The sequence below is a fragment of the Paenibacillus popilliae ATCC 14706 genome, from assembly GCF_000315235.1.
Taxonomy (GTDB): Bacteria; Bacillota; Bacilli; order Paenibacillales; family Paenibacillaceae; genus Paenibacillus_B; species Paenibacillus_B popilliae.
On sequence record NZ_BALG01000080.1, the window covers coordinates 29,424 to 50,989 of the forward strand.

Below are 21,566 nucleotides of genomic sequence, written 5' to 3' on the forward strand. Positions count from 1 at the left end.
GGTCTACAGCTTCATGCCCATCCGGCTCTTGTACCGCTTGATTAAAATTTGCGTCTCCACGCTCGTAATGCCGGGAAGGGGGTACACCTTCTCTTGCAGAAATTGCTCCATCTCCCGGTTCGAGGCGAACAGCCCATGCATATGCAGCTTGCTTGGGCCTGTCATATGATACAGGCTCGTCACGCAGGGCTCATTCGCCAATTGCGCTGCGACCTTCATCAAGTATTGGGGCTCCACCTCAACATTGAAAAATGCCGAAACCTGGATGCCCAATTTTTCCGGATTGATGACGATCGTGAACTTCTCCAATAAACCGTTTTCCATCATCGCCTGTATCCGGGCTTGTACGGCCACGCGGGACAGGTTGACCTTCTTGGCCAGATCGGTATACGAGATCCGGCTGTTGCTGTGCAGCGCCGACAAAATCATTTTATCAATCTCATCGAGCGATGAAGCGGGGATATCGTTGAAGGAGAACATACGAACACCTCCTGAATTCGTTAACCTGCTCTGCCTAACGCTAGACTTATCATCAGAATGACGAAGACGAGCGATGTGATAGCGACGTACATATAGTCTTTCTCTTTGGCAAATACGAAAATCGAAATAAAAACCCGCACTATCGGAGTCATGATGAGAAGCAGCAAGCCGCCCATCAAAATCGCGTAGGCTCTGCCGGCGGCGATGCCTTGTATCATCGCCGTGACGGTGGTCGGATATTCGCCCTCCGGATAGCCGCTTACTCCCGTAATAAGGAACAGAATGAGTCCGGTTACAATGACGGACGCGCTCGTCAGGACGCCAATTCGCAAAAACGTGCTGACCGCGGCTTCGACATCAAGCATTTCTTGCTCTTTATCCCCCGGTTCGTTCATGCTTTACCACCTAACCCTTGTATAATCATTTGGATGGCGACATAGGCCAGTATTGGTACGAACAACTTGCGAATCGTTTTGTTTTTCAACCGCTGCATAATGCGCGTGCCCAGGGTGGCTCCAATCAAGACACCGAGTGCGACCGGAGCGGAGATGACGGGATCGATGTCGCCGCGGAATAGGTAGACTCCGGCGCTGGCCGCCGCCGTTACCCCCATCATTAGATTGCTGGTCGCGCTGGATACCTTGAGCGGCAGCTTCATGAACAGATCCATGGCCATAACCTTGAAGCTGCCGCTGCCGATGCCAAGCAGACCCGAGATGACGCCTGCGCCGTACATGACGCCGAATCCGCCGTAAGGGTTGGCCACTGTATAGTGCACTTCCTGCTGAATGGCTTTATCATAATAATGGCTGTGCAGCTTCAGCTTTGTCGCCAACGGATGGGATTCAACTTCGGTCGGCTGGTCGGACTTGGCCTTCTTCAGCATGGCCAGGGCAGAGTACAGCAGCAGCAAACCGAAGATGACATAGAGCCAGTCAGGCGCAATAATCGCTCCTAAGAAAGCTCCGATAATGGCGCCTACCGTCGTCGCAATTTCAAGGAACATGCCGACGCGGAGGTTCGTAATCCGGTCCTTGATGTATGCGATGGTAGATCCGCTGGACGTCGCGATGACGGAGATAATGCTGGCTCCGATGGCATGATTGATGTCGACGCCGAACAGCAGCGTCAGTGCGGGAGTGACGATAATGCCGCCGCCAAGCCCAAGCACGGATCCGACGATTCCGGCGAAGACGGAAATCAGCAGCATTTCAAAAACAAAGAGCGTCACGAACCCATCTCCTTTCAAAATAGAAGAAACCGGAGGCTAAGGAGAATGATGATGTCGGGAAAACAGCGATGTTTCACCGTTACGAAAGAAAAACCCCTTGTATATATTTCGATGTGTACAAATATATCACATAACGACTTCAATTTGTCGGTAATTAAAAAAAATACTTTCTATTTTGCGAAAATCTTGTTCGCAGTTCCATCGGGAGGCGGCAAAAAATGCGGGAGGAGGGATTGAACAAATGCGTAAGGTTGTTTATCGTTAAGATCGTTAAAAAGTAATATCCTTAAATTTAACAAACGAGAGCGGGAGGCCGTCATGATCGAACAAAAGCGTTATTTCAGCCGGGAGTTGCTGAGTTGGTACCGTGGGAACCGGCGGGATCTGCCTTGGCGGCGCCATTCGAATCCGTATTATACATGGGTATCGGAAATTATGCTCCAGCAGACTCGCGTCGAGACCGTCAAGCCTTACTTCGAGCGATTCATCGCTCTTTTCCCAACGGTAGAGGCGCTGGCCGAAGCACCGGAAGAAGAGGTGCTGAAGGCATGGGAAGGACTCGGCTACTATTCGCGAGCCCGCAATCTTCAAGCTGCCGCGCGTGAAGTCAAGGAGCAATACGGCGGCAGCATCCCGGACGATAAGGCCAAGGTTTCGGCCTTGAAGGGCATCGGGCCGTATACCGCGGGTGCGATTATGAGCATCGCGTTCAACCGGCCCGAGCCGGCCGTCGATGGCAATGTTATGCGGGTGCTGTCGCGCTACTTCCGCCTGCATGACGACATCTCTAAGGCCGGCACCCGCGCGCATATAGAGCATCTGGCGCAGGAATTGATTCCAGAGGGCTGTGCCTCGGAATTCAACCAGGCGCTGATGGAGCTGGGCGCGCTCGTCTGCACGCCCAAATCCCCGGCGTGCCTGCCATGCCCGGTCATGGAGCATTGTGCCGGGCGGATAGCCGGCGAGGAGCTGATGTTGCCGGTGAAGACCAAGGCGAAGCCGCCGAAGCCAGAGCTTCGCTACGCAGCCGTCGTGGAAGGCGCAGGGGAGCATGCAGGCAAAGTGCTGGTGCGCCAGCGCCCGGATGCCGGGCTGTTGGCGCGCATGTGGGAGCTGCCCCATTTGCTGGCGCCGAAGCCAGGAGGGCTGCTTGACTTGCACAAGGAAGAAGCGGTGGAGGCGCTGCGGCAAGGGATGCAGTCGGAGGGCATACGGCTGAAGCCGCTAGGGCATTGGACCGATGTAGAGCATACGTTCAGTCATATCCACTGGCAGATGCGCGTATACCGCTGCGTAATGGAGGATGCCTCAAGCGCGATTGCCGGCGGCAAATATATCTGGATCGGCCCGGAAGCGATAGAGCGGCTGGCGTTCCCGAACTTATTTTTACGACTGTTGCATGCTTATTTCGCCGAGCAAGGACAGAGCGGATAGCATTTCTGCATCGTACCTATGATATAATAGACAAAGGCAGGCCGACGGTAGACGTCATCCTGCCTTTTCGATTTGAAATGAAGGTGAGTGCGTACATGGCCCAACGAGAAATCTTTCCTTTTGGAGATCCGATACTACGAAAAATATGTCGTCCTGTTACCGAGGTGAATCACCGGACTTTGGCGCTGCTGGATGATTTGAAAGATACCCGCTATGCCCGCCCCGGTGGGGCGGGCATAGCCGCACCGCAAATCGGCGTGCTGGGACGCTGCTCGACGTGATTCGTCTCTCGAACGGCCACTAGAAGCCAAGCGATCTCCGGCTGCCGGTTCTGCCGAGAGGAAGGTGCCGCGCGCTGCTGCGTGCTCCGTGTATGTAATGTGCACTCAAGTGTTTTGCAGGCAGTATCGCATCGGTCTTACGTGTACTGTACTGGATCGTCATGAAAGCTGCTTCCCTTGCAATTCCGGAAGGCAGTGTCATGCTTGTGCATTGTACTATATGATCGTCGAGGAGGGCGAGACAGATGCCGCTAGCTGATCCAGCACCATGAGCGCTCCCCCGACCGCCAGGGCGTCTTCGCCGTAGCTACCTTTGCTGAAGACAACCTGATATTGCGGGTAATGATAGGCCTTGCGAATCGCTGTCTGCGTCGCGGTATAGAAATAGAGATCGTTAATATCCATAAACGGTCCGCCCAGCACGACGCGCTCCGGATGGAGCACATTGAGCAGGTTGGCAAGCCCGACGCCGAAGTAGGTTGCCGCTTGGGTAACCAGCTCGGTGACGAGCGGATCGTGTTTCTTAAGCGCCTCGATAATATGCGGGAATGCGGCAAGCTCCCCGCGTGGCACGATATGCTCCAGCAGGCTGCGCCGGCCGATGCGAAGCATCGCGTTCGCCTCGCTCTCCAGCGCGTGGATGGTGGCATAGGAGTCAAGACAGCCGTAATTGCCGTTCGCAGAACGGTTAGGAATGCCGTCGACCTGGATGATCATTTGGCCGAGCGCCCCCTCCATGTCGACGGCTCCGTAGACGAGCTTGCCGTCGGATATCATCGCCGAACGGAGACTGCTCCCGACATGAACGTACAGCATGTGGCGAACGCCCATGAAGCGGTTCGCCCAGGCCTCAGCCCGGATGGCCGTATTCGCGCCATTTTCCAGCAGCACGGGCAGTTGCAGCCGCCGCTCCAGCTCGGCGACGATAGGCACATTCTCCCACCCGGGCGCGGTGAAATACTCCGGTTGCAAAATGACACCGTCAAACCGGTTGACCGGTCCGACAGCACCAATGCCAAGACCGAGTGCCGTATCCGAATTCAGCCGATACTCGTCCATCCATGTATAAATATGAGCCGTTACGCGCTCTATTAGCCGCTCCGGCGTCATCTGGTCGTTCATCTCGATGACGTGAACTGCCTTCATCTGTCCGGCCGTGTCCAGCAGGACGAGCCGGGATGAGGTCCGGGAGATGTCGAGTCCGAAAGCATATCCGTATTCTGCACGGACACGGTACAGAATTGGACGCCGTCCGCCCGTGGAGGCGCCAAAGCCGCTCTCGATAATAAGGCCGAGCGCCGTCAATTGATCTAGTATACGGGTCAACGTACTGACGGTAAACCCGCTCTCGCTGATTAAATCATTTTTCGATATTTCCGGCGCACGGCGGATTCGTTGAAACAATTCTTTCCCCTTTTTGGAAGAGATGCGTTGCTCCAATGCGTTACCCATAGATTATTATCTCCTCTATTCCAGACAATATGATGACTGTAATTTGGTTGCAAACGAAGCCTGATCAGTGCGAACAAGGCTGAAATAAACAAAATGACCGGCCAGGTCGAGCTGATGTTCCAGCCGTCCTGGTAGCCTGCGTTGCGCATCATGTTGACTGCGGCCAAGGCAATTAGCGCCACGGCGGCAGGCTTTATTCCGTCTAATGGGGCTGCACCCAGTAATTATCATACACGCCAAAGAAAAATATGGCAACGGTGAACATGACGATAGTCGACGCGATGCCTAACGCGGCCATGAGGCTGCCCGGCCAGTGATTGTGACGGGCATGCTCTGCTATGGCTCTTCTGCTAGTTGCCGGTCATCGCGGCATCATGGTTGGAAGAGGGAGCGGGAAGCTGAAAGCGAGATGAGGGCTAATGAATTCTGCGAATAAGCGAAATATGCAAGAGTAAGGTGCTACCTCTAGAGGGGGGATATAGTACCTATAATATGGTAAGCAGGAATAGATTGTGCGGATATTTTTCGATAGAATGAACAAGGGCGTGTACCGTATCCATACACTTCATAAGGACGTCGCCATTTCGCCAAGCTGGTTTTGGAAATACCGGATTTTTTAGCTGCAGCCTTAATACCTATCTGACCACTTTCAATTTCTTGTAGGACGACGAGTTTTTCTGACGCACTATCTTGTAATTTAGGCAAAAAAAAAGCTCCCCTCGTAGTAGGGTTTTATTACTTAACCTGTCTACTATTAGGGGAGGGATAGTCTCTGATTTTGGTTTCTTATTTTGTAGCTTCTTCGTATTTCTTTTCAACTGCCGGCCAGTTGACGACGTTCCAAAACGCAGCGATGTATTCCGGGCGCTTGTTCTGATATTTCAGGTAGTAGGCATGCTCCCATACGTCCAGACCAAGAATCGGAGTCTTGCCTTCCATCAGCGGATTGTCTTGGTTCGCCGTGCTGGATACGGACAGCTTGCCGTCTTTGTCGACTGCCAGCCAAGCCCAGCCGGAGCCGAAGCGGGTCGTAGCTGCCTTCGTGAAATCTTCCTTGAACTTGTCGAATCCGCCAAGCTCCTTATCGATTGCTTCCGCCAGCTTGCCTGCCGGCTGTCCGCCGCTGTTCGGTCCGATTGTCTCCCAGAACAAGGAGTGGTTGGCATGGCCGCCGCCGTTGTTGCGAAGTGCCGTACGGATGCTCTCAGGCACGCTGTTCAGATTGGAGATGAGATCCTCAACGGATTTGGACTGCAGTTCAGGCGCAGACTCCAATGCCGCATTCAAGTTCGTCACATAAGTGTTGTGGTGACGGTCATGGTGAATCATCATCGTCGTCTCGTCGATGTGAGGCTCCAGTGCATTGTTCGCATACGGAAGAGCTGGTAATTGATGCGACATCGTATCATTCCTTCCCAAATATATGTAAGTGATCTACTCTCATTTAACCATGAGTCGGGCTAACAAATCAACATATATGTTTAAAAAGTATAAGCTTTGTTAGAACGCCTTCAAACGTAGCGCCGGCGCTGAAACGGTTCGTTATAAGGTTGGTATAACTTCCAATTTATTTATATCAACGGGTTCAAAATCGTTGTAAGCACTTTTTTTAAAGCACTTACAATAGAAAAACCGTGCTTTTTCGGCGTTTTTCCTGGAATCCGAATGAGAAAGGAGGAAATTCGCGATTTTTGTCGTATTTGTAAGTACTATAATATATAATGGAATAAGAGCAAAATGGATGTCCGCTGGCGTAGACTTGTTTGATAGCAGATAGAGAAGAGAACCGTTTATTTTACACCAAGCTCAGGATGAGGGAGAGTAAGACATGAACGTTCGATCCTTTCGTTTGGCGGATTATTTGCCGGCTACTCAGTTATTGAAGGAATCACTGTCCGAGGAATGTTGTGAGAAGACGCTGGATGCCTTCGCGCGCCAGTTGTCCTTGGATGGAGAGCTTGTGCTCATTGCGGAACAGGAGAACCCGGACGGGGAGACGATCATGGTCGGACTGGCTATCGGTACTATCGATCGCAACAACGGGTACTACTATCGTTTGGCGGTGCATCCAGATTTCCGCAACCAAGGCGTAGGCAAGTCGCTTGTCGCCGGAATGGAGCAGAAATTCCAGCAGCGCAAGGTCCGAAACATTATGATTGCTGCGGATGAGCATACGGAATTCGTGTTGCCTTGGTTCGAGGCATTAGGATACGGGGCCCAACATGTCTTGCGTTCGTTGAAGCAGCTTCGGATTGTTACCGACTAGCTGTCTCTAAATTGAACATTTTATCGCCGAATCGGAAGGCATATCTTTACAACCGTTGCAATCGGGGTGAAGATATGCTTTTCTATTAATAATAAGTGAAGAGAAATGAAGCAAAGCCGAGGAAAACGCATGGAACGTTATGAGAAAGCCCTTGTGAAAAGTTTCAAACACGATGGCCATTTGCACCGGATGTGGCTGGAGAACTGGATCGTGCCCTCCTCGCTCGTGTATCCTGAGCATGCCGCTGAAGGAATGTTCGTGCTGATTAACAGCCAAACTCCGATCAGGGAAGCGGACGGGAAGCAATGGAATAGCAAAATTCCTGCCGTTACATTCTTCATTCCGAAGCAGTGGTTCAATGTGGTGGCTCTGATTGAGGATCACGGCATTCGCTACTACTGCAATATTGCTTCGCCGCCATACCGTACGGAAAACATTTTCACCTATATCGACTACGATCTGGACGTCATTCAGCTGCCCGGCGGCCAGGTAAATGTGGTGGACCAGGACGAGTATGAACAGAATCGGCGTGTATACCATTATCCTGATCTAGTGGAGTGCAAGATTAGTGCTGGCCTCGACGCGGTGCTGGAACGGATCCGCCATTGCCGGCCTCCGTTCTGTGACGATGAAGTGCGCCGGTACTATAACAACTGGAAGCAGGCGGTCCAGCCGGGATGAGGGAATTCCCCTGCAGCGGCAGACCGGCGGAGCAAGGAATGCGGCAGGGAATGAATGAAAGTAAGCGAAGTCAGACTGCAACAGGAACGGCACTTGCTCCGGGGAATCCGGCCCCGGAGCCAGGGGACCGTTCTGCATTTAGAGCGGCGCGATCCGCGCAGCGAGATCAATGGAAGGAGGTGAACGGGATGGTGGAACACAAGCAAAAGATACGATGGACCCCATATGGAACAGACCAAGAGGCGGGGGCCAAGGCGATCCGGGAAGCGGATCGCTGGCAGCGGCTCAAGCAAGAGATTATTGATGCGGCGCCTTCCATGGGTATCGATCAGGTCGGTTTCACGACGGCAGACCCGTTCACCGAATTGAAGGCACGCCTCCAGCATTCCATCGATCAAGGTTATGCGTCCGGGTTCGAGGAGCCGGACCTGGACAGGCGGACGCAGCCTACGTTGCTGCTGGACCGGGCACGTTCCATTATTGCGATTGCGGTTGCTTATCCGTCCAAGATGGAGGGCGTTCCGAAGTCGGAGCGGGGGGCTTGCCGGGGGATGTTCGCCCGGACCGCATGGGGGTTGGACTATCACCATGTGCTGAGGGACCGGCTGCAGCGGTTGGAGCAGTTCCTATGCGAGAGGGTGCCGGAGGTACGGGTCAAGAGCATGGTCGACACCGGCGAGCTGTGCGATCGGGCGGTTGCCGAGCGATCCGGCATCGGCTTCAGCGGCAAAAACTGTTCGATTATTTCTCCAAAGTGGGGATCGTGGATCTACTTGGGTGAAATGATTACGAATCTGCCGCTGCCGCCGGATCACCCGCTGACCGAGGATTGCGGGGAATGCACGCGCTGCCTCGATGCCTGTCCGACAGGGGCCTTCGTCGGGCCCGGGCAGCTCAATGCGCAGCGCTGCATTTCGTTCCAGACGCAGTCGAAGGAGATACTGCCGCATGAGATGATGGTCAAGATAGGCAACCGGCTGTACGGCTGCGATACCTGTCAGATCGTATGCCCGAAGAACCGCGGCCTGAATTGGACCCATCATGCCGAGATGCAGCCCGATCCGGAGCAGGCGAAGCCGCTACTCGTGCCGCTGCTGTCGCTGTCGAACCGGGAATTCAAGTCCCGGTTCGGCAGCAGCGCGGCGGCGTGGCGCGGGAAGAAGCCGATCCAGCGCAACGCGATTGCGGCACTTGGCAATTTCCGCGACCGCCAGGCGGTCCCGGTCTTAGAAGGGCTGCTGTGCATGGATGAGCGGCCGGATATCCGAGCCGCCGCGGCATGGGCGCTTGGTCAGATCGGTGGGCCGGACGCCAAGCGCATATTAAAGGCGGCGCTAAGCCGCGAGGAGGAAACGAAGGTGAAGGAAGCTGTGATGCAAGCCCAGGAGTGCGCCGAAGCTCAGCATGAGCCGCTGTATGTGCAGGAGATGGAGAGCCCGCTGGGACCGCTGACATTGGCCGCAACGGCGACTGGATTGTTCGCGCTCGAGTTCGGGAACGCATTATCGGTGGCGGAAGGGCTCCAGCGGCGGGCGGCCCGCAGCTACGGCCGCGTCGTGCTGCAGCGCCATCCGGAGCGGCTGCAGGAGGCCAAGCGGCAGATGGAGGCGTATTTTGCGGGAACGCGCCGAGAATTCGATCTGACGCTCGATATCCAGGGGACGCCGTTCCAGCGGCAAGTATGGCAAGCCTTGACGGACATCCCTTATGGGGAGACCCGGTCCTACAAGCAGATCGCGGAAGCGATCGGCATTCCAGGGGCAGTACGGGCCGTCGGCGGAGCGAACAATCGCAATCCGCTCTCCATTATCGTGCCCTGCCACCGCGTGATTGGAGCTGACGGCAAGCTGGTCGGGTATGGCGGCGGGATGGGCAAGAAAATCACACTGCTTCGTCTCGAGGGCATTCCCTGTGGGCAATGAGATCTTGGGAGACACCAGGGTCAGATTCCATTCGTTTGTCATCTTGGAAGGGACATGCTATCATAAATGGCGGACGAGTTCCGCGAAGGCATGCTTTCTCACGGATAGATCGAAGTGAGTGTTCAAAAAGCCGCGTTTTATCAAAGACGGTTTTTTGAATTACCTTTCTAAAAAATTTTTGTTGGGGTGACCATAAGCAGATGATTTGGGTTGTAGGGATTATTGCACTCATCGTGGGTGTCATTATCGGTTTTGCCGGCGGGGTGTTCTACCTGCGCAAGCAGATGGAGAAGATGCAATCGGATCCGCAAATGCTGCAAAAAATGGCAAAGCAAATGGGCTACAATATGAATGCGAAGCAGATGCAGCAAGCTCAGAAAATGATGCAAAAAAACAAGAGAAAATGAAATAATGGAACTGCTCGCATCCATGGGCACGGCAAGCGGGAGGAGGGACGATTATGGCTGGCTTGAGGGACTATGCCAATTCAAAAGTTGGTGAGAATCGCGAGCTGATCGAACATCACGTAAAAGAAATTTTAAGGCTGCTCGGCGAGGATGTCGATCGGGAAGGCCTGAGGGAGACGCCGGCGCGTGTTACCCGGATGTACGAAGAGATCCTCGGCGGGTATGAGGTTGATCCGCGCGACGTGCTCGGGGTTACCTTCGACGAAGCCTACGAGGAGCTCGTCATCGTCAAGGACATTACGTATTACAGCTTGTGCGAGCATCATATGGCACCGTTCTTCGGCAAGGTGCATATCGGCTATACTCCAAGCGGACAGGTGGCCGGCCTGAGCAAGCTGGCGCAGCTGGTCGAAGCGGTCACGCGCCGTCTGCAGGTGCAGGAACGGGTCACCTCGGAAATCGCGGATATTATGGAAGAAGTGTTGAAGCCGCACGGCGTGATGGTAGTCGTCGAGGGCGAGCATTTATGCATGTGTTCCCGTGGCGTCAAGAAGCCCGGCAGCAAGACGGTGACGATGTCGACGAGGGGCAGCTTCAAGGATGGTGCGGCGCAGCGCGCGGAATTTTTGTCACTGATTAAGCAGTAAATTGGTGCTTTAGGGTTTGAGCAGAACCAATGGAACCCGTTCCGGGCAAAGGGGCGGGTTTTTTGCATGGCTTATAAGAAAGCATGAGAGGGATGTGGTTTTTTTTGGATCGAGGCGCGCTTGCTGCAGAGCGCAGCGAAGAAGAGGTGGAATTATCCGAAGAGCAGGCGGAATGGCGTCGCCTCTATGAAGCGGCGGTGGCCTTCAAGAAGCAAGAAAGCTGGAAATGGATGCCCGACTTCGAGATCTTCGGCGTATGCAACCCGGAGGATGGAGAGGCCGGATATTGCACGATTATGGGATCGAGCGAGGAGTTGTTCGGCCTGGCCGTCTTCTGCGGCGGCGAAGGGCTGGAGAGTCTGCAGAACATGATGCTGGAGCGGGACGATGGTTATGCTTGGCTGAACCGGCAAAAATGCATGATGGTGACGTTCGAGGATCGGACCGATCTGGACAAGCAGGATCTGGCGCAAATCAAAGAGCTCGGCTTCCGCTTCCGCGGCCACAACGCCTGGCCGCTGTTCCGGGCTTATGCCCCGGGGCTTGTGCCATGGACGCTTGACCGGAAGCAGGTTTGCTTCCTGACGAACGCCTTGGAGCAAGCGGCAGAACTGGCTGCTCGATGCAAGAAGGACGAGCAGCTGCTCGTGCCGCCGGTCTCTGGGCAACGGTTGGTTCGCGCGCAGGAGAACGGGGAATGGAGCGAAGGCTGGCGCGATCCCGAGTTCGTCCTGAAGCGCCCAGCGAAGTATGAATACAGCGACGACGCGAAGCTGGCGAACCTCGTGTGCCGTATTCCGGAGAAACGAGGGCAGTGGGAGACCGATTATTTCTTCGCCCCTGTTGCGGTACAGGGCGAGGCCGAGCGGCCGTATTACCCGCGGCTCTGTCTGTGGGTCGATCGCCAGACCCGCAGCGCGGTCGGCTTCCATGTCGCGTATGAAGGGAATTTCGAGCAGGAATTCATTATGCAAAGGAATGTGAGATCGAATGAATTGGAGCAAGCAACATTGGAGCAAGCGGATAGCCGCAGCCGCCAGAACGGCGCCTGCCGACCTTGTCATAACGAACGGAAAAATCGTCGATGTCTTCAATCTCGACATTATCGAAGGGGATGTCGCGATTGTGGACGGCATCATAGCAGGCATCGGCGGCAGCTATGAAGGCGCCCGCGTTATCGATGCGGAGGGCCGCTATATCGCCCCGTCCTTCATCGACACGCATGTTCATATTGAATCCGCCATGATCACGCCTGCCGAATTCGCTCGCGTTGTGCTCCCTCACGGCGTCACGTCCGTCATTGCCGATCCACACGAGATCGCGAATGTAGCCGGAACAGACGGCATTCAATATATGCTGGACGCTACCGATAATCTCCCGCTGGACGTATATGTCATGCTGCCATCCTGCGTTCCATGCACGCCGTTCGAGCACGCTGGAGCGAAGCTCGATGCCGCCAGTCTGGACGCATTCTACGCTCACCCCCGGGTATTGGGGTTGGCCGAGGTGATGGATTATCCATCCGTGCGGCGCGGCGACGACGGCATGCTGGACAAATTGGTGGCTTCGCAACGGCATGGTGGAATGATTGACGGCCACGGTGCAGGGCTGGATGAAGAGGCCATCAATGTGTACCGAGCGGTCGGCATTCGCAATGACCATGAATGCGTAACGGCCGAGGAAGCCAAGGCGCGGCTGCGACGAGGCATGTATGTCATGATTCGCGAAGGCTCGGTTGCCAAGGATGTCGAAGCGCTCATCCCGGCAGTGACAGCCAGCAATGCGCGCCGCTGCGTGTTCTGCACTGATGACAAGCATTTGGACGAGCTGCTGCAGGAGGGCAGCGTCGACCATAACGCGCGTCTGGCTATACGCTGCGGGCTTGATCCGCTGCAAGCGATCCAGATGGCTTCCCTAAATGCAGCCGAATGCTACAGATTGCAAACCAAAGGCGCGATTGCTCCCGGGTACGAGGCTGACTTCTTACTGCTCGACGATTTGGATCGTCTGACAATTACCCAAGTGTATAAAGCCGGCAGACTGGTGGGCGAGAATGGCCAATATATCGGACCGCAGCCGCAAGCAGCAGAAATCCCGGCCAAGCTTTTGAAGACAGTTAACCTTCCCGAGATAACGGAACGGGATCTGCATGTCCAGCTGAAGGGGGAGCGCCGCTGCCATATTATCGGCATCAATCCCAACAGTCTCATTACGACGCGTCTCGTGGAGGAGGTAGATGTGGAGGATGGCTGCTTCCGCCCTTCCGTAGCAAAGGATCAATTGAAGATCGCCGTGTTGGAGCGGCATCACCATACCGGTTGCATCGGACTTGGCATCGTCAAAGGGTTCGGCATTCAATGCGGAGCAATCGCCTCTACCGTGGCGCATGACTCCCACAACCTCGTCGTGGCCGGCAGCAACGATCGGGATATGCTGGCCGCCATACAAGCGCTGCGCGATATGGAGGGCGGATTGGCCGTAGCAAGCGATGGCGTCGTGCTCTCGGCCATCGAGCTTCGAGTGGCAGGCTTAATGGCGACCGGGGACTATGCCGAGGTGCTCCGTCATATGGAACAGCTCCATCAGGCTCTATCGCGGATTGGCGTTTCAAGTAAGTTCAATCCTTTTGTTACGCTGTCGTTCTTATGCTTGCCCGTTATACCCGAACTGAAGTTGACGGATATGGGCTTATTCGATTTCGCTGCCTTTAAGCATATTCCGGTAACGGTAGAAGGGCCGTACCGCTGATTCTGTATCGTGTTCACGATGCAATAGGCTTGACCTGGGTTCATCCGATGTCAAGGCATACGTTCCATAAGGTCAGGAAATGGGTACACAAAAAAGACCGGGGGAAAATATCTCCTCCGGTCGCTCTCATCATTCAACTACCAATAGTCGCTTGTCTATGTAACATAAGGTATACTTGACACCTTATCATCGCTTGCAGCCGCATCCATCCTATGGTACGATATTAGGTGCGGCATAAGTTTATGATGAACAAATATATTTTTATCCAAATATATAATATCATAAACCACGGGGTATTGTCAACTGGTGAAGGAACCCAGTGCCGCAAAATCGTAATCTATATTAAAGCGGGTGATAAGATGGACCCGAATCATCGGGAGTGGCAGTTGGAGGAAGCGCGGGCCGTCGAGGTAATGGAGAAGATTGGGCAGCGCATTATTCCGCTGCAGGAAGAGATGGGCGCAATCAAGGGCGAAGTCGTGGATATCCGCCGCGAGTTCTGGGATGACGTCAAAGTCAATCTGGATGACGCGTATGAAGCCGTCGAGACGCATGCCAGCTTGAAGCAGCAGGCGGAAGTATTGGCGGAGCGAGAGCGCAGGCATCTTCATGCGGCCCAGCAGCTTGATGCGTGGAAGCGGATGGCGCAGTCCCCTTATTTTGCACGGATTGATTTTCGGGAAGAGGGGGAAGCGGAGGCGGAGCGCGTGTATATCGGGATCGGCTCCTTCCGGGACAAGGACGACAACTTCCTTGTCTATGATTGGCGGGCGCCTGTGTCCAGCCTGTATTATGACTATTCGCCGGGCCCGGCCCACTATGAGACGCCTGTCGGCCGCTTGTCGGGGGAGATGGGGCTCAAGCGCCAATTTATCATCGCGGAAGGCCGCTTCCAGGGCATGTTCGATACGGGGCTTACGATTGGCGACGAACTGCTGCGGCAGATTCTCAGTCGGCCGTCCAGTGCCCATTTGAAGAGTATCGTCGCGACGATCCAGCGGGAGCAGAACCGCATCATCCGCAACGAGCAGAAGCGGCTAATGGTCGTCACTGGCCCGGCGGGCAGCGGCAAGACATCCACCGCCCTGCAGCGGATCGCGTATTTGCTGTACCGGTACCGGGATACGCTGCAGGCTGAAGAGATCGTGTTGTTCTCGCCGAATCCGATGTTCAACCGCTATGTATCGACCGTCCTGCCGGAACTGGGGGAACGGAACATGCGGCAGACGACGTATCAGGAGTATGTGGAGTACCGAGTGGCCGCTTCCTTCCGGCTGGAGCACCCGGCCGAACAGATGGAATATGCGCTGAGCGCCGGGGATCAACCGGAATACGCAGCGCGAATGGAAGGGATTCGCTATAAGTCGGGGGCGACTTTCTTCCGGCTGATCGGGCGCTATGTGGAGCGGATCGGGCAGGAAGGCATGCGGTTCCGCGATCTTCGCTTCCGGGATCGGACGCTCATATCGGGAGAAGCGATGTTGCGGCAATTTTATGAGCTGGATGCGTCCCTGCCGATCCCGAACCGGCTGAGCCAAGTGGCGGATTGGCTGCGAGACGAGCTGGTCGCCGCCGCGCGCCGGGAACGTAAGGCGGACTGGGTGGAGGAAGAGATCGAGTTGCTGGACAATGAGAATTACGTCAGGGCGTTCCAGGAGCTGCAGCGCCGGCAAAGATTTACGGAGGAGACGTTCGATGACTTCGATCGCGAACGCGAATGGCTGGCCCGCCAGATCGTGAATGAGCGCTTCAAGCCGCTTCGCGCGGATATCAAGCGATTTCGCTTCGTCGATATGCCAGCCATATACACGCAATTGTTCGCCAGTCCGGACTTCGCGGCCAGCCTGGCCGGAGGAGAGGGGCTGCCTGATCGCTGGGCCGACATTTGTGCCCTGACGTCCGAGCGAATGAACAGGGGCGAGTTGACCGTAGAGGATGCGACGCCATACTTGTATTTGAAAGAATGCCTGGAAGGCTTTCACACGAATACGTCGATCCGGCATGTCTTCGTGGATGAAGGCCAGGACTACGGGGTCTTTCAGCTCCATTTCCTCAAGCGCCTGTTCCCTCGTGCCCGGTTCACGGTACTGGGGGATGAGGATCAGGCGATTTACCCGCATGCCGAAGGAGCAGCGTCAGTGCCGCTACCGGCGTTGGCGGAAGTGTTCCCGGCCGAGGAGACGGAGTCGTTCCAGCTGACCCGAAGCTATCGTTCGACTCGGCCGATAATGGAACTGGCCCGGCGCATCATTCCGGGCGGGGAGCGGTTCGATACGTTCGAGCGCGAAGGTCCGGCGCCGACGCTGAGGGGATTGCAGGACAGGGAGGAATTACACGCCCGGGTCGCCGTGCGGATGCGCGAACTGCTTGCCGCCGGGCACCGCAATGTCGCTCTGCTCTGCACGACGGCTCAAGAGAGTCGCGAGGCGTACGAGGCGCTGAAGGATCTCGTGCCGCTGCGGCTCGTTCACCAGGAGACGGTGACCTTTGAAGCGGGCGCGCTGGTCATTCCGTCGTACTTGGCCAAGGGCGTCGAGTTCGATGCCGTCGTGCTGTACAATGCATCCGACGAAGGCTACGGCCGGGAGAGCGAGCGCAAGCTGCTGTATGTGGCGTGCACGCGGGCGATGCATGAGCTCCATATCTACTATATGGGTCGGCTGAGTCCCTGGCTGGAAGCTGCGCCTGCGGGAGCGGACGAAGGGCAGGTACAGGCCTGAATCGGGAACCGGATCGATGACGGCACGGAAGGGCAAGAAGATATAAGCTGCCTAGCGCTGCATGGGTTCGCCACAATGGCGCCCTGCGCGCGGCAGCTTTTTTGTACGTTGGGAAGGGAGGAGCGAAGCTGATGACGGATGGCCCCTCCCCATCAGACGGCACAAGCCAGCCGTGCCAGGCCAGGATCGAATGGGCGGTCTGTGCGGGGTCGACGGGTTCAGCTCGATGCCATTGACGATGCGTCATCGCCATCGCGTCTGCTTCGGGAATTGCTTCGCCCCCATAGTTATCGCACCTTCCAGATTCCTGTCGCTTGAACGAATCTGCATTCATCATACACGCCCCCATTCTGACTGCTAGGTGGGGTCTATTTGTCGTTCACGGCCATTGGGCCGAGGCATCCGTCGAGCGTGTAATGGACGCGGGGATTATGGGTGGACGTACCACTGGATTCGCGCCGAATGAGCAGATTACACGGGCTGAGATGGCCGTGGTAGTTGAGCGGATGTTGAAGCAGTTGGGGAAATAGAGGTACGAACAACACCCCGTAGACGTATAAATTACACCGTGGTAAGATATAAATATAAAAGGAGTCGTGCTGGTAACACGACTCCCGAGCCATAGCCGCTTTAAGAGCGGTTGGCTTGAATAGTTGGATCTGAAATAGACCGTTACCTATTCCGAGGGCGGCCTATTTCTTTGCGTGCAAGTATATCAGCAGCGTCACGACAAACGTCAGTAACGCGAATATCCAAAGTCCAAATTGCTTCCTATTTCCTGTCTATCATACCATATATTTCGATCCACGGGGACAGAAAACGACAAATTTTTTGTGAATCGGCAACGCAGAGTGAAATATCGTCTGCCCAGGCTACTAAGGCATGTTAAGACATGCTAAGGTGAGAGTGGTGTCGTAGTTTATTTACAAGCCGTCAATAAAATAAGCCTTGCGGATCTAATAATTGTTAGGTAGCTCTAAAATCCAATCAATCCATCTTATAACAGTTGAAGCTCTTCGAAAGTAAGTACTTTTGGAACCAACATTATAAAGATTACAGTCCAACATTATATCTACTATTTTGTCTCTATCTGGTGGATGCCCATTTTGGAGGTAGACAATTAAAGTATCTTTGAATGCTTTATGTTCTATAATACATTTTGCTAATGCAAGGTATTTTTGTTTAAAGGGGAGCTTCATTATTCCCCTTCCTTTAAGAGTGAGCCTGAACGTTACAATACGCTTTGGACCATTTCTATGTCCTAACCGTTCAACTAGACCTAAATACATTGCCGCAGTAGTATAATAATTTGTTTGTCTTTCATCAAAATCGTAATTATTCGTAATATTTTCTTTACTTAAATCATTCTCCATTAACAAGCCCAAAAGGTCTACAATTCTAGGAAATGAATCTGCCTGTGGAAAAGGTATTTCAGGCTCTGTTACTGTATTTGATCCATTTAATAACGCTAAAATGTCCTCAAGCTCAATGTCTTCATGTGCAATAACAAAGTCTTTTTGTTCTATTAGTTTTAATGAGTAATATCTCATAGGGTCAGTAAATTCATAGACAAAGAAACTAAAAATATCGTTTGAATGAGTGAAGAAAACGGGTTTAACTTGTTTATAGGTTTGGTCTTTCCATAGTCTATAAGGATAATACAACTGTCGCACTAAAAAATCATCTACACTTTCCTTTTTAGCCTCAATGACCAAAAAGGAAGAATCACTTTCATAACCACCGTCAATTTCTACTTGTGCATTCCTTATTGACACATTGCGGTCTATACCTTTTCTAGTTCTTATAGTAAAGTTAAACTCTTTGGAGGACATTCGACCAGAAATAGTTTGTACAGCTTCTTCTCCTATTAAAAGATCAATCATTCCTGTGACAGATGCACAATGTAAAGCTGCACTTTCAGAGTACAAATTTGACGGCTCAATAGTTGTAAGATTTGTAGGAAATTCTACTTGTATTGGCTTCAATTTTTGATTATATGAAACCTTTTGATAGGCATCAAATTCACCAATAACATAGCTTGACCGAGATACAGGAAGAATAGATAGACCATTTTTTCTAAAAGATTGAGGTAAATTACTACTATGGTCAAACTTTGCCATTAAACGTGGCTCCCGTTCTTCCTTTATTGCCTTAGCAGTTATCTCATAGAATCCATTTGTCTGTACTTCATTTATTATGTCATGTCTTTCAAATAATACTTCCCATGCCCTATCGTTTAGGCTCATAGTTCATCACCAGAACTTCATCTATTTTTCCTCTTTTTGAAGCAACAGAATTAATATTCCTACTTGCTGTTACCATTTTTATGTGATAATCACTATATATATCTTTGATGAAGTCTGTTGCAGAATTACTTAATAAGACTTTACAACCCCTTTGATCTAACTTTATAAATACATCTCGTAGCCTGATTTGGTCTTCTTTATCAAATCCATCTAAGCTATACCCTGTAAAGGAAGATGTATCTGAGACAGGGTCATAAGGTGGGTCGAAGTATACGAAATCCCCTTTGCTTGCGGTCTCTAATGCTGTTTCATAATCACCGTTTAGTATACTTACATCACTATTTATTAGGTAATGATTTACTGCCCTTACGACTATTTCATTGACAATTTGAGGGCTTTTATATTTCCCGAAAGGTACGTTAAATTGCCCCTGACTATTCACACGAAATAAGCCATTAAAACATGTTTTATTTAAGTATATTATTCTTGAAGCTCTCTCTATATTCGTAAGGTTTTTATATTTTCCTGTTCTATCCAAGTCGCGAATTTTATAAAAATAGTCGGGGTCATTTTTATGCTTATTTAAGTCCTCAATAAGTTCATCTACATTGTTTTTTATAACGTTATAAGTATTGATTAAGTCACCATTAATATCATTAATCACAGCCCTTTTCGGTTGCAAGTCAAATAAAACTGCCCCCGCTCCAACAAAAGGCTCATAGTAAGTATTTATTTTTTTTGGAATATACTTTTTAATCTCCGGTAGAAGCTGACGTTTTCCACCTGCCCACTTTAAGAAGGGCTGTGCCAATCTATTTCTCGTTACTGTCATACGATTTGCCCCCTACCCTAATAAGCATAAATTACTACATTTATTCGTCAACCCTTTTTTATAAAAAAGAGCGGAGCGTCCGTTCTATATAAGTATATCATTATTTTAATAGACGGGTTGTAATATAAAGTGCGACACCTACTGGAAATAATTGTGGACGAAAGAGCAATTACGAGCGTTTATGAAAGAGAACAACCTAGTGATCGCGCAAGATGCACAGAATGCCTTAAAGGACCTGTTCGCCGAGATGATTCGGGAAATGCTGGAGGCCGAGATGGACACACATCTGGGCTACCAGAAATATGAGAAAACGGACAAGACGACGGCCAATTCCCGTAACGGCAAAAGCCGCAATGCCTTTATTCGGTGATGATGTAGAAATTCCTGTCCTCTAGTACAAAATTAGTTTGCACAAAAAAGAGCCGTGGTCAACGGCTCTTTTACATAATTTAAATTAAGCTTTACTTATTTCAACCTTTCGATATCCCACCCACTCACTTCAGCCCCGACAGCCTCCACGACTGCTCGCACCGGGGCATAGGTCACGCCGCCAATCAACAGCCAGCTAACAGCCAGCTCGTCATGTGCGCAGCCATTGACCATGATCGTCGCTGTCGCCCGGCTTGTTAGGTTACAATTACAAAAATTTGCCGTATCTTGTCCCAAAATACGGTATGACGGACGAGCAATAGAAAGGCTTTATGGCGGTCGGCTAATCTCCCGGAAGGGAGGTGATGCCTGTGAGCGTATACGAAGCACTATCCGTTATGTTCCAATTCGGACTTTGGATATTCGCGTTATTGACATTTGTCGTAACGCTGCTAATATTACTTACACACAAAGAAATAGACCGCCGCCGTGTGATGGTTAGCGATCTATTTCGTACACCTGAACAGCCGACCGCTCTTAAAGCGGCTATTGCTCGGGAGTCGTGTTGCAAGCACGGCTCCTTTTCTATTTACAGGATAACATAGCGTTTTTTATACGTCTAGAGGTTCCTGCATCTTTAAGGTCGGACTGGCAGTCCGACCTTTATTCTTTGACACCCTATGTTGAGCATAGCCCGTTCATGTGATTATCAAGGATAGAACCGGCGAGCGCCGGTTCTATTGATTTTTAGCGCTTTTTTTGCCTTTTACATCCGCAATGTCAACACGCATACGACTTACCTCAATCCCGTAATTGGCAAGTCATGGTCACGACGCATTCCCCAGCATTTATTGATTTATCACGTAACAATACAACGATTATTCGTGTTGAAAGTGGGGATGATGGAGAAATTAATGGGACTACACTTTTTCGTCCTGAAAAAGCTAAACTAAACGATGACGATAAGCAACGGTTAAAGTTATTGAATGTTTGCGATCCATATGTCGCAGAATTTTTCTTTGGTGGCCATATTGTTATTGTTGAAGGGGATACCGAATATACTGCGTTCAAATATGCCATTTTGAAAGAGCCAGAAAAGTTTAGAAATGTTCAAATAATAAGAGCGCGTGGGAAGGCGACAATTGTATCTTTAGTTAAGATTTTGAATCACTTTGAGACGAAATATTCTGTCCTCCATGACAGTGATACACCTTTAACGAGAGATGCAAAGAGAAGCAACTCTGCATGGACTACAAACCAAAATATATTAGATTTGGTGAATCTACACAAGGATAAATCGAAGGTTCGGCTAGTTGCATCAATTCCAAATTTAGAAAAAGCTTTTTTCGGAGAAGAAGTAAGGAATGAAAAGCCCTATAATGCTCTGATGATGATGTCAAAGAATGATGCTAATATTAAAAAAATAGAAGAATTATTATTATCTTTAATAGATCACACGAAACATACTCCAGATGGTTGTATGGAATGGACCAATATAATGGAATTGAAGGATGCTGTAGAAAGAGCCGCTGCGTTATCTGAAATCGCCTCGACGGAAAAAGAAATTGCCGTGGGTGAGGAGCCGCCGTCGAAAATAGGTCATAACCGAGCGTAAAGGATGAGAGATCAAATTGGGATGCTTCAATATTGCCCTTCACCCCTGTCGGTTATCTGCGTCGTGAGGACTTGCTCGCTCGCAGGCGGGCCGTCTCTCCTTACACAAAAAAAAGCGGCCTGAAGGCCGCACATAAGTTCGCGTATCCTCTACTTATTGTACCGAACGGGAGGGAGAAGGCGCAATATCGAAAATCGGCTGCAGATCGCTTGCCGGGGGATGAGGCGATTTGACA

23 protein-coding genes and 2 pseudogenes are annotated in these 21,566 nt (G+C 51.9%); 15 read left to right on the forward strand and 10 right to left on the reverse strand.

The annotated features are described in order from the left end of the window. Positions 1 to 3: 3 nt before the first annotated feature. The 3 genes from PPOP_RS07775 to PPOP_RS07785 are packed head-to-tail and all read right to left on the reverse strand — an operon-like array spanning position 4 to position 1,690. Complete coding sequence (locus PPOP_RS07775) at positions 4 to 480, reverse strand: chromate efflux transcriptional regulator ChrS (protein WP_006285624.1); 477 nt, start codon at positions 478 to 480, stop codon at positions 4 to 6. 20 nt (positions 481 to 500) lie between these two features. Continuing rightward, entirely contained in the window at positions 501 to 875 is a 375-nt protein-coding gene (locus PPOP_RS07780; protein ID WP_006285625.1) for a DUF1634 domain-containing protein, read from the reverse strand. Then, the gene (locus tag PPOP_RS07785) at positions 872 to 1,690 is read right to left on the reverse strand and encodes a sulfite exporter TauE/SafE family protein (protein WP_422730629.1); all 819 of its coding nucleotides are present in this window, start codon (positions 1,688 to 1,690) and stop codon (positions 872 to 874) included. The genes PPOP_RS07780 and PPOP_RS07785 overlap by 4 nt, the downstream gene beginning before the upstream one ends. Positions 1,691 to 2,029: 339 nt before the next feature. Between PPOP_RS07785 and mutY the strand changes: the two genes are divergently transcribed. Together mutY and PPOP_RS20285 are read left to right on the forward strand one after the other, a co-directional pair. Then, entirely contained in the window at positions 2,030 to 3,145 is a 1,116-nt protein-coding gene (gene mutY / locus PPOP_RS07795) for an A/G-specific adenine glycosylase (protein WP_006285627.1), read from the forward strand. 95 nt (positions 3,146 to 3,240) lie between these two features. After that, the gene (locus PPOP_RS20285; RefSeq protein WP_093471007.1) at positions 3,241 to 3,426 is read left to right on the forward strand and encodes a peptide deformylase; all 186 of its coding nucleotides are present in this window, start codon (positions 3,241 to 3,243) and stop codon (positions 3,424 to 3,426) included. A gap of 216 nt (positions 3,427 to 3,642) precedes the next feature. Here PPOP_RS20285 and PPOP_RS07800 read toward each other — a convergent pair whose 3' ends face one another. From PPOP_RS07800 to PPOP_RS07805, 3 genes are all read right to left on the reverse strand, one after another. Further along, on the reverse strand, positions 3,643 to 4,878 hold the full coding sequence (locus tag PPOP_RS07800; protein WP_006285628.1) for an ROK family protein: 1,236 nt from the start codon (positions 4,876 to 4,878) through the stop codon (positions 3,643 to 3,645). Positions 4,879 to 5,343: 465 nt separating this feature from the next. Then, on the reverse strand, positions 5,344 to 5,583 hold the full coding sequence (locus tag PPOP_RS21785; RefSeq protein WP_006285629.1) for a helix-turn-helix domain-containing protein: 240 nt from the start codon (positions 5,581 to 5,583) through the stop codon (positions 5,344 to 5,346). A gap of 81 nt (positions 5,584 to 5,664) precedes the next feature. Then, the gene (locus tag PPOP_RS07805) at positions 5,665 to 6,279 is read right to left on the reverse strand and encodes a superoxide dismutase (RefSeq protein ID WP_006285631.1); all 615 of its coding nucleotides are present in this window, start codon (positions 6,277 to 6,279) and stop codon (positions 5,665 to 5,667) included. Positions 6,280 to 6,706: 427 nt separating this feature from the next. Between PPOP_RS07805 and PPOP_RS07810 the strand changes: the two genes are divergently transcribed. From PPOP_RS07810 to PPOP_RS07850, 9 genes are all read left to right on the forward strand, one after another. After that, the gene (locus PPOP_RS07810) at positions 6,707 to 7,144 is read left to right on the forward strand and encodes a GNAT family N-acetyltransferase (RefSeq protein WP_006285632.1); all 438 of its coding nucleotides are present in this window, start codon (positions 6,707 to 6,709) and stop codon (positions 7,142 to 7,144) included. 129 nt (positions 7,145 to 7,273) lie between these two features. Further along, positions 7,274 to 7,825, forward strand: coding sequence for a DUF402 domain-containing protein (locus PPOP_RS07815; RefSeq protein ID WP_042227886.1), 552 nt, complete (start codon positions 7,274 to 7,276; stop codon positions 7,823 to 7,825). 188 nt (positions 7,826 to 8,013) lie between these two features. Continuing rightward, entirely contained in the window at positions 8,014 to 9,747 is a 1,734-nt protein-coding gene (gene queG, locus PPOP_RS25315; RefSeq protein WP_006285635.1) for a tRNA epoxyqueuosine(34) reductase QueG, read from the forward strand. A 200-nt stretch (positions 9,748 to 9,947) separates the two neighbouring features. Further along, a complete protein-coding gene (locus PPOP_RS07825; protein ID WP_006285636.1) occupies positions 9,948 to 10,154 on the forward strand; it encodes a YneF family protein in 207 nt (68 codons plus the stop codon). Between the two features lie 53 nt (positions 10,155 to 10,207). Next, entirely contained in the window at positions 10,208 to 10,801 is a 594-nt protein-coding gene (gene folE / locus PPOP_RS07830; protein ID WP_006285637.1) for a GTP cyclohydrolase I FolE, read from the forward strand. A 104-nt stretch (positions 10,802 to 10,905) separates the two neighbouring features. Beyond that, positions 10,906 to 11,964, forward strand: coding sequence for a DUF7309 domain-containing protein (locus PPOP_RS19335; protein WP_006285638.1), 1,059 nt, complete (start codon positions 10,906 to 10,908; stop codon positions 11,962 to 11,964). Beyond that, complete coding sequence (ade, locus tag PPOP_RS07840) at positions 11,864 to 13,549, forward strand: adenine deaminase (protein WP_234399732.1); 1,686 nt, start codon at positions 11,864 to 11,866, stop codon at positions 13,547 to 13,549. Before PPOP_RS19335 ends, ade begins: the two co-directional genes overlap by 101 nt. Positions 13,550 to 13,908: 359 nt before the next feature. After that, positions 13,909 to 16,269, forward strand: coding sequence for an RNA polymerase recycling motor HelD (gene helD, locus PPOP_RS07845; protein ID WP_006285640.1), 2,361 nt, complete (start codon positions 13,909 to 13,911; stop codon positions 16,267 to 16,269). Between the two features lie 314 nt (positions 16,270 to 16,583). Next, on the forward strand, positions 16,584 to 16,799 hold the full coding sequence (locus tag PPOP_RS07850; RefSeq protein WP_006285641.1) for an S-layer homology domain-containing protein: 216 nt from the start codon (positions 16,584 to 16,586) through the stop codon (positions 16,797 to 16,799). Between the two features lie 162 nt (positions 16,800 to 16,961). Here the strand turns inward: PPOP_RS07850 and PPOP_RS25810 are convergent. From PPOP_RS25810 to PPOP_RS07860, 3 genes and pseudogenes are all read right to left on the reverse strand, one after another. Further along, positions 16,962 to 17,030: pseudogene (locus PPOP_RS25810) on the reverse strand (hypothetical protein); the annotation flags it as partial. A 195-nt stretch (positions 17,031 to 17,225) separates the two neighbouring features. Beyond that, on the reverse strand, positions 17,226 to 18,515 hold the full coding sequence (locus PPOP_RS07855; protein WP_006285642.1) for a type II restriction enzyme: 1,290 nt from the start codon (positions 18,513 to 18,515) through the stop codon (positions 17,226 to 17,228). Then, on the reverse strand, positions 18,499 to 19,347 hold the full coding sequence (locus tag PPOP_RS07860) for a DNA adenine methylase (RefSeq protein ID WP_006285643.1): 849 nt from the start codon (positions 19,345 to 19,347) through the stop codon (positions 18,499 to 18,501). Before PPOP_RS07860 ends, PPOP_RS07855 begins: the two co-directional genes overlap by 17 nt. Positions 19,348 to 19,498: 151 nt before the next feature. Here PPOP_RS07860 and PPOP_RS07865 point away from each other — a divergent pair. Further along, positions 19,499 to 19,699: pseudogene (locus PPOP_RS07865) on the forward strand (transposase); the annotation flags it as partial. A 113-nt stretch (positions 19,700 to 19,812) separates the two neighbouring features. On the opposite strand, the gene PPOP_RS22655 reads toward PPOP_RS07865, so the two are convergent. Further along, positions 19,813 to 19,950: a hypothetical protein gene (locus PPOP_RS22655; RefSeq protein ID WP_159101820.1), complete on the reverse strand. Its 138-nt coding sequence runs from the start codon at positions 19,948 to 19,950 to the stop codon at positions 19,813 to 19,815. A gap of 131 nt (positions 19,951 to 20,081) precedes the next feature. Between PPOP_RS22655 and PPOP_RS25815 the strand changes: the two genes are divergently transcribed. The 3 genes from PPOP_RS25815 to PPOP_RS07880 all read left to right on the forward strand — a co-directional run bounded on the left by PPOP_RS25815 (position 20,082) and on the right by PPOP_RS07880 (position 21,564). Beyond that, positions 20,082 to 20,321, forward strand: a complete 240-nt coding sequence (locus tag PPOP_RS25815; RefSeq protein ID WP_422730627.1) for a putative holin-like toxin — start codon at positions 20,082 to 20,084, stop codon at positions 20,319 to 20,321. 218 nt (positions 20,322 to 20,539) lie between these two features. After that, entirely contained in the window at positions 20,540 to 21,331 is a 792-nt protein-coding gene (locus PPOP_RS07875; protein WP_006285646.1) for an ATP-dependent nuclease, read from the forward strand. A gap of 32 nt (positions 21,332 to 21,363) precedes the next feature. Continuing rightward, on the forward strand, positions 21,364 to 21,564 hold the full coding sequence (locus PPOP_RS07880) for a hypothetical protein (protein WP_006285647.1): 201 nt from the start codon (positions 21,364 to 21,366) through the stop codon (positions 21,562 to 21,564). Positions 21,565 to 21,566: the final 2 nt, after the last annotated feature.

What these genes read in the sequence shown, in the direction of transcription:
- PPOP_RS07775 (WP_006285624.1), bottom strand. Translation starts at nt 480, where the DNA reads ATGTTCTCCTTCAACGATATCCCCGCTTCATCGCTCGATGAGATTGAT.
- PPOP_RS07780 (WP_006285625.1), bottom strand. Translation starts at nt 875, where the DNA reads ATGAACGAACCGGGGGATAAAGAGCAAGAAATGCTTGATGTCGAAGCC.
- PPOP_RS07785 (WP_422730629.1), bottom strand. Translation starts at nt 1,690, where the DNA reads ATGCTGCTGATTTCCGTCTTCGCCGGAATCGTCGGATCCGTGCTTGGG.
- mutY (WP_006285627.1), top strand. Translation starts at nt 2,030, where the DNA reads ATGATCGAACAAAAGCGTTATTTCAGCCGGGAGTTGCTGAGTTGGTAC.
- PPOP_RS20285 (WP_093471007.1), top strand. Translation starts at nt 3,241, where the DNA reads ATGGCCCAACGAGAAATCTTTCCTTTTGGAGATCCGATACTACGAAAA.
- PPOP_RS07800 (WP_006285628.1), bottom strand. Translation starts at nt 4,878, where the DNA reads ATGGGTAACGCATTGGAGCAACGCATCTCTTCCAAAAAGGGGAAAGAA.
- PPOP_RS07805 (WP_006285631.1), bottom strand. Translation starts at nt 6,279, where the DNA reads ATGTCGCATCAATTACCAGCTCTTCCGTATGCGAACAATGCACTGGAG.
- PPOP_RS07810 (WP_006285632.1), top strand. Translation starts at nt 6,707, where the DNA reads ATGAACGTTCGATCCTTTCGTTTGGCGGATTATTTGCCGGCTACTCAG.
- PPOP_RS07815 (WP_042227886.1), top strand. Translation starts at nt 7,274, where the DNA reads ATGGAACGTTATGAGAAAGCCCTTGTGAAAAGTTTCAAACACGATGGC.
- queG (WP_006285635.1), top strand. Translation starts at nt 8,014, where the DNA reads ATGGTGGAACACAAGCAAAAGATACGATGGACCCCATATGGAACAGAC.
- PPOP_RS07825 (WP_006285636.1), top strand. Translation starts at nt 9,948, where the DNA reads ATGATTTGGGTTGTAGGGATTATTGCACTCATCGTGGGTGTCATTATC.
- folE (WP_006285637.1), top strand. Translation starts at nt 10,208, where the DNA reads ATGGCTGGCTTGAGGGACTATGCCAATTCAAAAGTTGGTGAGAATCGC.
- helD (WP_006285640.1), top strand. Translation starts at nt 13,909, where the DNA reads ATGGACCCGAATCATCGGGAGTGGCAGTTGGAGGAAGCGCGGGCCGTC.
- PPOP_RS07855 (WP_006285642.1), bottom strand. Translation starts at nt 18,515, where the DNA reads ATGAGCCTAAACGATAGGGCATGGGAAGTATTATTTGAAAGACATGAC.
- PPOP_RS07860 (WP_006285643.1), bottom strand. Translation starts at nt 19,347, where the DNA reads ATGACAGTAACGAGAAATAGATTGGCACAGCCCTTCTTAAAGTGGGCA.
- PPOP_RS22655 (WP_159101820.1), bottom strand. Translation starts at nt 19,950, where the DNA reads ATGGTCAATGGCTGCGCACATGACGAGCTGGCTGTTAGCTGGCTGTTG.
- PPOP_RS25815 (WP_422730627.1), top strand. Translation starts at nt 20,082, where the DNA reads ATGCCTGTGAGCGTATACGAAGCACTATCCGTTATGTTCCAATTCGGA.
- PPOP_RS07875 (WP_006285646.1), top strand. Translation starts at nt 20,540, where the DNA reads ATGGTCACGACGCATTCCCCAGCATTTATTGATTTATCACGTAACAAT.